Raw genomic sequence first — 11,233 nt, forward strand, 5'->3', positions numbered from 1 at the left:
GGCGTCACGCAGAACAACAAGAAAAGGAGCGCGGGCGATGTTGCTGGATTACCTGATCATGCTGGTCTACGCCCTGGCCATGCTGGGCCTGGGCTGGTACGGAATGCGCAAGGCGAAGAGCCAGAGCGATTTCCTCGTCGCCGGACGCCGCCTCGGCCCCGGCCTCTACCTGGGAACCATGGCCGCGGTGGTGCTCGGCGGCGCGTCGACCATCGGTACGGTCAAGCTCGGCTACCAGTTCGGCCTGTCCGGCTTGTGGCTGGTGTTCATGCTCGGCCTGGGGATCATCGTCCTCAGCCTGGTGTTCTCGCGGCAGATCGCGCGCCTGCGGGTGTTCACCGTGACCCAGGTGCTGGAGCAGCGCTACCAGGCCTCCTCGCGCCTGATCGGTGGGGTGGTCATGGTCGCCTACGACCTGATGGTGGCGGTCACCGCGACCATCGCCATCGGCTCGGTCACCGAAGTGGTATTCGGCATCCCGCGGATCCCGGCGATCCTCTGCGGTGGCGGGATCGTCATCGTCTATTCGGTGATCGGCGGCATGTGGTCGCTTACGCTGACCGACATCATCCAGTTCGTGATCAAGACCGTCGGTATCTTCCTGGTCCTGCTGCCGTTGTCGATCGATGGCGCCGGTGGCCTGGCGCGCATGCAGGAGGTGCTGCCGGCGGGCTTCTTCGACCTCGGCCACATCGGCCTGGATACCATCCTCACCTACTTCCTCCTGTACTTCTTCGGCGCGCTGATCGGCCAGGACATCTGGCAGCGGGTATTCACCGCGCGCAGCGAGACGGTGGTGCGTTACGCCGGGCTTGGCGCCGGCATCTACTGCATGCTCTACGGCGCCGCCTGCGCGCTGATCGGCGCGGCGGCGCGGGTCCTCCTGCCGGACCTGGCAGTGCCGGAGAACGCCTACGCCGAGATCACCCGCGAGGTACTGGCGCCGGGCCTGCGCGGCCTGGTGGTGGCGGCCGCGCTGTCGGCGATCATGTCCACCGCCAGCGGGTGCCTGCTGGCGGCGGCCACTGTGCTGCAGGAAGACATCTACGCGCGCTTCCTGCGCCCCGGTACCACCAGCGACATCCGCCTGAGCCGTTGCATCACCCTGCTGATGGGGGTGGCGATGCTGGTCCTGGCGTGCCTGGTCAACGATGTCATCGCGGCCCTGAGCATCGCCTACAACCTGCTGGTCGGCGGCCTGCTGGTGCCGATCGTCGGCGCGCTGCTGTGGCGCCGGGCCAGTCCGCAGGGGGCGATCGCCAGCATCGTCGCCGGTTGCCTGGCGGTGATCGCCTGCATGGCCCGCGACGGCCTGCTCGCCAACTCGCCGATCGTCTACGGCCTGCTGGCCAGCCTGGCGACCTTCGTCGCGGTCAGCCTGGCCACTCGTCCTGCCGCCAGCCTGCGAGCCCAGCCGGAATGAACCCACCGCGCCGGGCGGCGCCCGGCGCTTTCTTCCTGCCACACGGAGACGCCCCATGTCGAACGACCATCCGCAGCCCCTCGACGCCGCCGAGATTCCCCGCTTCGCCGGCATCCCGACCTTCATGCGCCTGCCGGCGTTCACCGACCCGGCGGCGGTGCAGGTCGGCCTGATCGGCGTGCCCTGGGACGGCGGCACCACCAACCGAGCCGGTGCCCGCCATGGCCCGCGCGAGGTGCGCAACCTGTCCAGCCTGATGCGCAAGGTGCATCACGTCAGCCGCATCGCGCCCTACGACCTGGTACGGGTCGGCGACCTCGGCGACGCGCCGGTGAATCCCATCGACCTGCTCGATTCGCTGCGCCGCATCGAAGGCTTCTATCGCCAGGTCCATGCCGCCGGCACCCTGCCGCTGTCGGTCGGTGGCGACCACCTGGTGACCCTGCCGATCTTTCGCGCCCTGGGGCGCGAGCGGCCGCTGGGCATGGTGCATTTCGATGCGCATTCCGATACCAACGACCGCTATTTCGGCGACAACCCCTACACCCACGGCACGCCATTCCGCCGGGCCATCGAGGAAGGTCTGCTCGATCCGCGGCGCACGGTGCAGATCGGCATCCGCGGCTCGGTGTATTCGCCGGACGACGACGCTTTCGCGCGCGAGTGCGGCATCCGCGTGATCCACATGGAGGAGTTCGTCGAACTGGGCGTCGAGGCGACCCTGGCCGAAGCGCGGCGGGTGGTGGGTGAAGGGCCGACCTATGTGAGTTTCGACGTCGACGTGCTCGACCCGGCCTTCGCGCCCGGCACCGGCACCCCGGAGATCGGCGGCATGACCAGCCTCCAGGCCCAGCAGTTGGTCCGCGGTCTGCGCGGGCTGGACCTGGTCGGTGCCGACGTGGTGGAAGTCTCGCCGCCGTTCGATGTCGGCGGCGCCACGGCGCTGGTGGGGGCGACCATGATGTTCGAACTGCTCTGCCTGCTTGCCGAGTCGGCCGCGCGAAGCGCCTGACGGCGTTCCGCCGGCCTGGCTTTGGCGCTATAACGAAGGCGGACCGAACGCCATGGGGGCGGGAATGCTGGGCAACCTCAACGACATCGACCTGCGCATGCTGCGCACCTTCTGCGCCATCGTCGAGGCCGGCGGCTTCACTGCCGCCCAGGCTCGCCTGAACACCAGCCTGTCGCGCCTGAGCGTGCTGGTGCGCGACTTGGAGGTGCGCCTGGGCTATTCCCTGTGCCGGCGCGGCAACGGCGGTTTCCAGTTGACCGAGGAGGGGCAGGAGCTATACGACGCCGCGCTCGGCCTGTTCAGCGACATCGCCCGTTTCCGCGAGCAGGTCCGCGGCCTCGGCGGGCGCGATCGCGAGGCGTTGCACCTGGGTTGCGTCGATGGCGTCATCGGCCAGCATTGCCTGCCGTTGCCGCTGGCCATCCGGCTGTTTCGCCAGCGCGCCCCGGAGGTGCTGCTCAAGCTGCACACGCGGCGTCCCGACGAACTCGAGCACGCGGTGCTGGAAGAGCGCCTGCAACTGGCGGTGGGGGCCTTTCACCACCGGTTGTCCGGGCTCTACTACCAACCCCTGTTCCGCGAGGAGCAGAACCTTTATTGCGGCAGCGCGCACCCCTTCTTCGCCCGGGCGGGCGACGAGCCGACGCTGGACGAGATCTGCGCGGCCGACTATGTCGGCCGCGGCTACATGGCGGAAAACCATCGCCCGCACGACCTGCGCTTCAACCAGGGGACCGACGCCTACACCATGGAGGCCATCGCTACCCTGGTCTTCAGCGGCACCTACATCGGCTACCTGCCGACGCACTACGCCGCCACCTGGGTCGCCGAAGGGCGCATGCGGGCGATCCGGCCACGGCAACTGGCCTACGACTCGGAATTCCATTGCATTACCCGCCAGGGGCACGAAGAACGACCGACCCTGACCCTGTTCCTGCGCTCGCTGTTCGAGGCGCAGAAACAACTGGGCGTGCAGGTTCCGGCGAATACGAACGGCATCGCTCGGCAATTGTGATCGAGCGCACTGGCCAGAGGCTTTTCCTGCCGTTCGGCGGGCATTTCTGTATCGCCGCGACCCCTGCGCTAAGTTGGCGGTCGAACCCGTTCCGCGAGCAGAGCGACGATCCATGGACGACCTAACCGGCATTCCCGAAGACCCGCAGGAGGCCGCGCTGGCCTTGCTGCACAGCCGTGCCGAAGTGGCCCGGCTGAAGGAGCGCGAGCAACTCTTCAGCGCCTTGCTGGCCAGCGTCAACTCGGTGCTCTGGGCCTACGACTGGCAGAACCGGCGGATGGTCTACGTCAGTCCCGCCTACGAGAAAATCTTCGGCCGTTCCGCGGCACTGCTGCTGGCGGACTATGAGGAATGGCGCAACAGCATCTACCCGGACGACCTCGACTACGCCGACAGCAGCCTGCGGCAGGTGCTCGAGCGTGGCGCCGTGGAACAACGCGAATACCGCATCGTGCGCGGCGACGGCGAGGTCCGCTGGCTCAACGACAAGTGCTTCGTCAGCCGCCAGGGCGAGGCGGGACTGCCGCTGATGGTGGTGGGCATCGCCGAGGACATCACCGACAAGAAGCACATGGAGAGCGAGCTGCAACGGCTGGCCACCACCGACGTGCTGACCCAGAGCAGCAACCGTCGCTATTTCTTCGACAGTGCCGAGGCGGCCTTCAAGGAGTGTCGCCGCGAGGGGATACCGTTGGCGTTCCTGCTGCTGGACGTCGATGACTTCAAGAAGATCAACGACCGCTTCGGCCACCAGGTCGGCGACCAGGTCCTCCAGCGTATCGCCCAGAGCGGCAGTGCCGCGCTGCGCCGTGGCGACCTGTTCGGGCGGATCGGCGGCGAGGAGTTCGCCGTGCTGCTGCCCGGCTGCGACGAGCAGACCGCGCGTCAGATCGGCGAACGCCTGCAGCGCGAGGTGCAACGCCTGCGCTTCCAGGAGGGCGAGCACAGCTTCGGGATCACCGTCAGCCAGGGCCTGACGGTCCTCCAGGCCGATGACGAGGGGCTCGGCGCCCTCTACAGCCGGGCCGACGCCGCGATGTACTCGGCCAAGCGCCAGGGCAAGGACTGCATCGTCGTGGGCTGACCGCTGGGCAAACGTTTCCGTTTTGTCGACGGCGCCACGGAATACCTCTTTGGGGAGGCGACCGGTAGGTCGCGGCTGCGGTACAATATTCCTTAAAGATATTAAATATGAATAATTAATTCTTTTTAGGTTTATTGCGAATATTTTACTGTTTATTACCCACGCGTTATAAAGCGTGGGAAATAACGACTTCTGAAACGTGGCGGTAACTCGCCAGAAAGGAAGCTGTAATAGGCGGTTTTCTGCCGATACCCTTCGGCCCGTCAGCCGGGAGAAGGGCAGGAAACCCGAGAGGACGCGAAGGCGGAGCCCGATGGAAAGATTGGCTTACAAATTGCCTTCACTGGCGGTGGGTCGAGACACCCGCCGCACAATAACAAGACACGAGTACGCCCATGCACACGCTTCCGTTCGCTGCCTCCCTGCCTGCTTGCCTGCCCCGTCGTTCCATCGTCGCGGGTTGCGCCGTTTCCTGATCCATCGAATGCCGAGTTTCGCGCGCGCCATCTTCCGGGATGGTACGGCGCTCAGTGTTTCAACGACCGGTCGGGCCCACGCGTTCCACTTCCCCCGACCGGAAGACAATTAGCAATACCAATGGGGAAAAGACCAATGAAGAGTCGCAAGATCAACAAGTCACGACTGGCCCTGGCCATCACTGCCGGTACCCTCGGTGCCCTGGCGCAACAGGCGGTCGCCGCCGGTTTCATCGAGGACAGCAAGGCATCGCTGACCCTGCGCAACTTCTACATCAATACCGACAACCGCAATGGCACCGCCTCGCCGAGCAAGCAGGAAGAGTGGGGCCAGGGCTTCATCCTGAATTACCAGTCGGGCTTCACCCAGGGCACGGTCGGCTTCGGCGTCGACGCGCTGGGTCTGCTCGGCGTGCGCCTGGACGGCGGCGGCCGTGCCGGCAAGAGCGGCCTGGACCGCCAGCCGGGCACCGTGTTCCCGCTGGAAAGCGACGGCGAGCCGGTGCACGACTTCGCCAGCCTGGGCCTGACCGCCAAGGCCAAGGTATCCAACACCGAGTTCCGCTACGGCACCCTGCAGCCGAAGCTGCCGGTGGTCACCTACAACGACGGCCGCCTGCTGCCGGTCACCTTCGAAGGCGGCCAGGTCACCTCGACCGACCTCAAGGACTTCACCCTGGTTGCCGGCCAACTGGAGCACTCCAAGGGCCGTAACTCCACCGACAACCGCAGCCTGAGCATCGCCGGCGCCAACGGCAGCAGCGCCAGTTCGCGCGACAGCAACAAGTTCTACTACGCGGGTGGTGACTACAAGGTCAACAAGGACCTGACCCTGCAGTACTACTACGGCAACCTGGACGACTTCTACAAGCAGCACTTCCTCGGCCTGATCCATAACTGGCAGATCGGCCCGGGCGTCCTGAAGACCGACCTGCGCGCCTTCGACAGCAGCTCCGACGGCAAGAACGGCAGCCGTTCCGGCCGTGCCGACGGCTACGTCAGCAGCGGCTACTACGGCAGCGGCGTGACCAAGGGCGAAGTCGACAACCGCGCCTTCAGCGGTCTCTTCACCTATACCGTCAGCGGCCACAGCATCGGCGCCGGCTACCAGATCCTCAACGGCGACAGCGATTTCCCGTTCCTGAACCGTGGCGATGGCGAAGGTTCCACCGCGTACCTGATCACCGACGTGCAGATCGGCAAGTTCCAGCGTGCCGGCGAGCGCACCTGGCAGGTCCGCTACGGCTACGACTTCGCCAGCGTCGGCGTGCCGGGCCTGACCTTCAATACCATTTACCTGAGCGGCGACAAGATCAAGACCGCCCGCGGCGACCAGAGCGAGTGGGAACGCGATATCTCCCTGGCCTACGTGATCCCGGACGGCACCTTCAAGGGCCTGGGCTTCACCTGGAAGAACGCCTCCTTCCGCAGCGGCCTGCCGGCCGCCGGTTCGAGCAACAACCAGCGCGATCAGGACGAGAATCGCCTGATCGTCAGCTACACCCTGCCGCTGTTGTAAGCTCCGGCCGGACAGGAAAAAGCCCGCGTCCTCCTGGAGGACGCGGGCTTTTTTCATTCAGGGCGCCACTCGGGGTGCCGGGCCGGCCAGGGCGAACAGCGCCGCGGTTGGCCATCCGCCCTGCGGGATGCCCGTCAGGCCTTGCGCGGCGCCGGTTGTTGCTGGGTGATGCAATGGATGTTGCCGCCGCCGAGGAGGATCTCGCGCCCCGGGACCATCACCACCTCGTGCTCGGGGAATACGCGCTGGAGGATCGCCCTGGCCTCGGCGTCCTTGGGATCGTCGAAACTCGGCGCGACGATGCCGCCGTTGACGATCAGGAAGTTCACGTAGGAGCCGGCCAGGCGAATGGAGGGATCGCGCGGCTGGCTGCCCTCGACGATATCCACGCCGTCGCACTCTTCCTGGGTCGCGTACAGCGGGCCGGGGATCGGCATCTTGTGCACCACCAGCTTGCGTCCCTTGGCGTCGCGGATTTCCTCCAGCACGCGGAGGGCGGCCTGGCAGCGCAGGTAGTTCGGGTCGTCCTGGTCGTCGGTCCAGGCCAGCAGCACCTCGCCGGGGCGTACGTAGCAGCAGAAGTTGTCGACGTGGCCGTCGGTCTCGTCGTTGTATAGGCCGTTCGGCAACCAGATGATGCTGTCCACCGCGAGGTAGTCGCGCAGGGTCCGTTCGATCTCCGCCTGGTTCAGGTGCGGGTTGCGGTTGTGGTTGAGCAGGCATTCCTCGGTGGTGATCAGCGTGCCTTCGCCGTCGACGTGGATCGAACCGCCCTCGAGGACGAAATCGTCGGTGCGGTAGCGGGCGCGTCGCTCGATCTCGAGGATCTTGCGTGCCACCTGGTCGTCGCGCTGCCAGGGGAAGTACAGGCCGCCTTCGAAGCCGCCCCAGGCGTTGAAGCCCCAGTCGACGCCGCGTACATCGCCCTTGTCGTCGATGACGAAGGTCGGGCCGGTGTCGCGGACCCAGGCATCGTCGCTGCTGATTTCCACGACGCGGATGTTGCCGTCGTCGAGACGCGCGCGCGCGTTCTCGTACTGCCCGGCGCTGGCGCAGACGGTGACCGGCTCGAAGCGCGCGATGGCCTTGGCTACCGCGGCGAAGGCGGCCTGGGCCGGCTTGCCGCCGTTGCGCCAGTTGTCCGGGCGCTCCGGCCAGACCATCCAGGTCTGCTCGTGGGGTTCCCATTCGGCGGGCATGCGGAAGCCGTCGGCGCGTGGGGTGCTGGTCGGGTTGCTCATCGCTGCTCCTGAAATCGTTGCTATGCGCGGCGGGGGCGCCGGCGCGGGATGCGCGGGGCGTTCCCGCGCGGATCGTTTCCCGAGGCCTCAGGACTCCAGCGAACCGTCGAGGGTCTTCAGCGGACCGTAGAGGTTCGGCCGGCGGTCGCGGAACACGCCCCAGGCGCTGCGGGTGCGCTCCAGCGCATCGAGGTCGAAGGTGTGGACAAGGATACCTTCCTCGGTGCGGTTCAGCTCCTCGACTTTCTCGCCGAACGGGCCGGCGATGAACGAGGAACCATAGAAAGTGATGTCGTAGCCGTCCTGCTCCTCGCGGCCGATGCGGTTGGAAGCCACCAGTGGCATCAGGTTGGCCCCGGCATGGCCTTGCTGCACGCGCTGCCAGTGATCGCGCGAGCTGATACTGGCGTCGTGCGGTTCGCTACCGATGGCGGTCGGGTAGAACAGGAGTTCCGCGCCGAGCAGCGCCATGCTGCGCGCCGATTCGGGGAACCACTGGTCCCAGCAGATACCGACGCCGATCCGTGCGTAACGGGTCTGCCAGACCTTGAAGCCGGTGTCGCCCGGATTGAAGTAGTACTTCTCGTGGTAGCCCGGGCCGTCCGGGATGTGGCTCTTGCGGTAGACCCCGAGGTTGCCGCCATCGGCGTCGATGACCGCGACGCTGTTGAAGCGGGCGCGCCCGGCGCGTTCGAAGAAGCTGATCGGCAATACCACCTGCAACTCTTGGGCGAGGGCCTGGAAGTGGGCGATGGCGGCGTTCTCCTCGACCGTGGTGGCCAGCTGCAGGTAGTCCGGATTCGGCTTCTGGCAGAAGTAGGGGGTCTCGAACAGTTCCTGGATCAGGATGATCTGCGCACCCCTGGCGGCGGCCTGGCGCACCAGTTTCTCGGCGCGGGCGATGTTCGCCGGACGATCCCAGGAGCAGGCCATCTGGGTGGCGGCGACGGTGACGTTGCGGGTCATGGAACACCTCGTGTGCTGGCTCGGATGGCTGCCGGGCTTGGCGGCGGCCGGTTTTGGGTCGGGCGGGCGGGAACGGGGTGTCGCGCCCGATCGAGGGATGGGCGGATTTATATCCGATAAAAATCGGACTGTGAAGCGATTTAAGGGGTTTTGTAGATTTTCTATCGATTTAAATCGGATATAAATCCGGCTAATGGTTCGCTACGCTTTTCTAGGATCGGCGGCAGGTAGAGCCCCAGGTAGGCGTCGAACACCCGCATGCCTTCTTCCGCCAGGCGTGCGTCGATGATCCCGTGACGCTGGACCGACAATGCGTAGACGCGATCGCCTAGCTCCATGGCCAGGCTGAAGATCTCGATATCGGTCGGCGGCGGTGGCAGCAGGAAATGCCGCTCGAACAGGGCGCGCATGGCCTGGCCGAGTTGCACGTCATGCTGGCGATCGGCCTGGGTGACTTCGGCCAGGCCGTGGCTGGCGAGAATCAGTTGGCGGGCCGCCGCGTCGCGGGCGTAGACCGCCAGCATGCGCTCCTCGACGATCCGCGACAGGTCGCGCCAGCAGCGCAGGCCTGCATGTTCCACCGGCTGTTCGAGGCACGCGCGGAAGGCGGCGTGGACCTCGCCGGTCAGCCCCTGGAGCAGGGCCGGGACGCTGGGGAAGAAATGGTAGACCGACGACGGCGGCATTTCCGCGCGTTCGGCCACGCTGTAGATGGACAGGCCGCCGATGCCTTCGTCGGCGAGCAGGCCGCGGGCGGCGTCGAGGATCGCGGCGATCCGGGCCTGGCTGCTGGCGCGGGGCTTGCGGGTGGACGAGGTGGGCTGCATGGCGGGTCTCCGGGCGTGAGCGGCTATTGGACGCCAGCTCACGCGACCGGGGCAAGCCGCTCAGTGGCTGGCGCCGTGGAAGGCCTTCCAGATCTCGTCGACCACCGGCCGGAGTTTTTCCGGCGGCGTTTCCAGGGCGAACAGGCGGCGGCTGGTGTCGCGGTCCGGATACAGGCCCGGTTGCTGGCGCAGGGCGGGATCGAGGAAGCCGGTGGCGTCGGCGTTGCCGCTGGGGTAGAGGGTGGCGGCGGTGATCTGTGCGGCGATCTTCGGTTGCATCAGGTAGTCGATGAAGCGGTGCGCCTGTCGTGGGTGCTGGGCGCTGGCCGGAATCACCAGGTTGTCGATGAACAGCACCGAGCCTTCCTGCGGTACCTCGAAACTTACCGGCTGGCCCGCCTTGGCCGCGCGCAGGGCGTCGCCGACCCAGGCCATGGCCAGGCAAAGGCGACCGCCTTCGAGGTCGGCGATGTAGCGCTCGCTGTCGACGTAGCGCAGGTTCGGTCGCAGTCCGTGCAGCGCCTCGGCGGCGCGGCGTACCTGGCTCGGCGCGGTACGACCGAGGTTGCGGCCCTGGTAGTTGAGGAGGATCGCCAGGGTTTCGTCCGGCGCGTCCAGCAGGCTGATGCCGCAGCTTTTCAGGCGCTGGCTCTGGCTGGCGTCGAACAGCAGGCTCCAGCTGTTGGGCAGCGGCCCGCCATAGGCGGCTTCGGCCTGCGGGGTGTTGATGGCCAGGCCTACGGCACCCCATAGATAGGGAACGGCGTGGCGGTTGTCAGGGTCGACCGCGGCCAGTTTGCTCAGCAATTGGCGGTCGAGATGGCTGCGGTTGGGCAGCTGGGTGAAGTCCAGCGGCCGCAGCAGGTTGTCCTTCAGCAGGGCCGGCAGGGTGTCGTGGGAGGGGACGGCGACGTCGATCGCCTCGCCACTGCGCAGCGCCCTGTCCAGTTCCTCGGCGGTGGCGAAGGTGTGGTACTCGACGCGGATGCCGGTGTCCTTCTGGAAGGACTCGAGCACCTGCGGGTCGATGTAGTCGTTCCAGTTGTAGACGCGCAGGGTCTCCTCGGCCTGGGCCAGCCAGGGCGCGAAGGCGAGGAACAGCAGGACGGAAAGGCGGGGCATGGAATCTTCTCGCTGGACGGAACGGAGCGGACGATGGTGCCGGAGCCGGGCGGCAGCGGCATTGATGCAGGCCAGCATCGAGTCTGGCGGGAGGCGTGGCGGCAGGCTGTGCCGTGGCGCACATTTCCCGGTTCCGAGAAAAGGACCGGGGCGGTTTCCCAGACACAGACGCCCCCGCGTTGAGTGTCTGCGAAACCGCCCCGGATTTCGCTGCGTACGGCGCCGGCCCGGGGCCGGCGCGCCGATACCGCTACCTCAGACGGTATGCAGGTACCAGTTGTACTCGAGGTCGGAGATCGAGTACTCGAACTCCTCCAGCTCGCTTTCCTTGCAGGCGACGAAGATGTCGATGTACTTCGGGTCGATGTACTTCGCCATGATCTCGCTTTCGTCCAGCTCGCGCAGGGCGTCGCGCAGGTTGTTCGGCAGGCTCGGCTCCATCTGCTCGTAGGAGTTGCCTTCGATCGGCGCGCCCGGCTCGACCTGGTTGGTCAGGCCGTGGTGGACGCCGGCCAGCACCGAGGCCAGCAGCAGGTAGGGGTTGGCGT

General features: G+C 66.6%; 9 protein-coding genes and 1 pseudogene. 5 read left to right on the forward strand and 5 right to left on the reverse strand.

Annotated features, from left to right (window positions below; translation table 11 throughout):
- Positions 1–37 precede the first annotated feature (37 nt).
- The 5 genes from HMPREF2886_RS19430 (at position 38) to HMPREF2886_RS19450 (ending at position 6,529) form a co-directional block, all read left to right on the forward strand.
- Positions 38–1,423 carry a sodium:solute symporter family protein gene (locus HMPREF2886_RS19430; RefSeq protein WP_033972833.1) on the forward strand — a complete coding sequence of 462 codons (1,386 nt, stop codon included), beginning with the start codon at positions 38–40 and terminating at the stop codon, positions 1,421–1,423.
- A 55-nt stretch (positions 1,424–1,478) separates the two neighbouring features.
- Entirely contained in the window at positions 1,479–2,435 is a 957-nt protein-coding gene (speB, locus tag HMPREF2886_RS19435; RefSeq protein WP_033977394.1) for an agmatinase, read from the forward strand.
- Positions 2,436–2,487: 52 nt separating this feature from the next.
- Positions 2,488–3,450 carry a LysR family transcriptional regulator gene (locus HMPREF2886_RS19440; protein ID WP_073649689.1) on the forward strand — a complete coding sequence of 321 codons (963 nt, stop codon included), beginning with the start codon at positions 2,488–2,490 and terminating at the stop codon, positions 3,448–3,450.
- Positions 3,451–3,562: 112 nt separating this feature from the next.
- The gene (locus tag HMPREF2886_RS19445) at positions 3,563–4,534 is read left to right on the forward strand and encodes a GGDEF domain-containing protein (protein WP_033972830.1); all 972 of its coding nucleotides are present in this window, start codon (positions 3,563–3,565) and stop codon (positions 4,532–4,534) included.
- A 612-nt stretch (positions 4,535–5,146) separates the two neighbouring features.
- Positions 5,147–6,529: an OprD family porin gene (locus HMPREF2886_RS19450; protein ID WP_033972829.1), complete on the forward strand. Its 1,383-nt coding sequence runs from the start codon at positions 5,147–5,149 to the stop codon at positions 6,527–6,529.
- 134 nt (positions 6,530–6,663) lie between these two features.
- On the opposite strand, the gene aguA is transcribed toward HMPREF2886_RS19450, so the two are convergent.
- From aguA to HMPREF2886_RS19475, 5 genes and pseudogenes are all read right to left on the reverse strand, one after another.
- A complete protein-coding gene (gene aguA, locus HMPREF2886_RS19455; protein ID WP_070748116.1) occupies positions 6,664–7,770 on the reverse strand; it encodes an agmatine deiminase in 1,107 nt (368 codons plus the stop codon).
- Positions 7,771–7,857: 87 nt separating this feature from the next.
- Positions 7,858–8,736: an N-carbamoylputrescine amidase gene (gene aguB, locus HMPREF2886_RS19460; RefSeq protein WP_033972827.1), complete on the reverse strand. Its 879-nt coding sequence runs from the start codon at positions 8,734–8,736 to the stop codon at positions 7,858–7,860.
- Positions 8,737–8,897: 161 nt separating this feature from the next.
- Positions 8,898–9,563 carry a TetR/AcrR family transcriptional regulator gene (locus tag HMPREF2886_RS19465; protein WP_070748118.1) on the reverse strand — a complete coding sequence of 222 codons (666 nt, stop codon included), beginning with the start codon at positions 9,561–9,563 and terminating at the stop codon, positions 8,898–8,900.
- Positions 9,564–9,623: 60 nt separating this feature from the next.
- The gene (locus tag HMPREF2886_RS19470) at positions 9,624–10,685 is read right to left on the reverse strand and encodes a polyamine ABC transporter substrate-binding protein (protein WP_057388428.1); all 1,062 of its coding nucleotides are present in this window, start codon (positions 10,683–10,685) and stop codon (positions 9,624–9,626) included.
- A gap of 255 nt (positions 10,686–10,940) precedes the next feature.
- Positions 10,941–11,233: pseudogene (locus tag HMPREF2886_RS19475) on the reverse strand (glutamine synthetase); the annotation flags it as partial.

The sequence above is a fragment of the Pseudomonas sp. HMSC066A08 genome, from assembly GCF_001813025.1.
Classification (GTDB): domain Bacteria; phylum Pseudomonadota; class Gammaproteobacteria; order Pseudomonadales; family Pseudomonadaceae; genus Pseudomonas; species Pseudomonas aeruginosa.

Excerpts from the sequence above, each read along its gene's own strand:
- HMPREF2886_RS19430 (WP_033972833.1), top strand. The coding sequence starts at position 38 with ATGTTGCTGGATTACCTGATCATGCTGGTCTACGCCCTGGCCATGCTG.
- speB (WP_033977394.1), top strand. The coding sequence starts at position 1,479 with ATGTCGAACGACCATCCGCAGCCCCTCGACGCCGCCGAGATTCCCCGC.
- aguA (WP_070748116.1), bottom strand. The coding sequence starts at position 7,770 with ATGAGCAACCCGACCAGCACCCCACGCGCCGACGGCTTCCGCATGCCC.
- HMPREF2886_RS19440 (WP_073649689.1), top strand. The coding sequence starts at position 2,488 with ATGGGGGCGGGAATGCTGGGCAACCTCAACGACATCGACCTGCGCATG.
- HMPREF2886_RS19450 (WP_033972829.1), top strand. The coding sequence starts at position 5,147 with ATGAAGAGTCGCAAGATCAACAAGTCACGACTGGCCCTGGCCATCACT.
- HMPREF2886_RS19470 (WP_057388428.1), bottom strand. The coding sequence starts at position 10,685 with ATGCCCCGCCTTTCCGTCCTGCTGTTCCTCGCCTTCGCGCCCTGGCTG.
- HMPREF2886_RS19465 (WP_070748118.1), bottom strand. The coding sequence starts at position 9,563 with ATGCAGCCCACCTCGTCCACCCGCAAGCCCCGCGCCAGCAGCCAGGCC.
- HMPREF2886_RS19445 (WP_033972830.1), top strand. The coding sequence starts at position 3,563 with ATGGACGACCTAACCGGCATTCCCGAAGACCCGCAGGAGGCCGCGCTG.
- aguB (WP_033972827.1), bottom strand. The coding sequence starts at position 8,736 with ATGACCCGCAACGTCACCGTCGCCGCCACCCAGATGGCCTGCTCCTGG.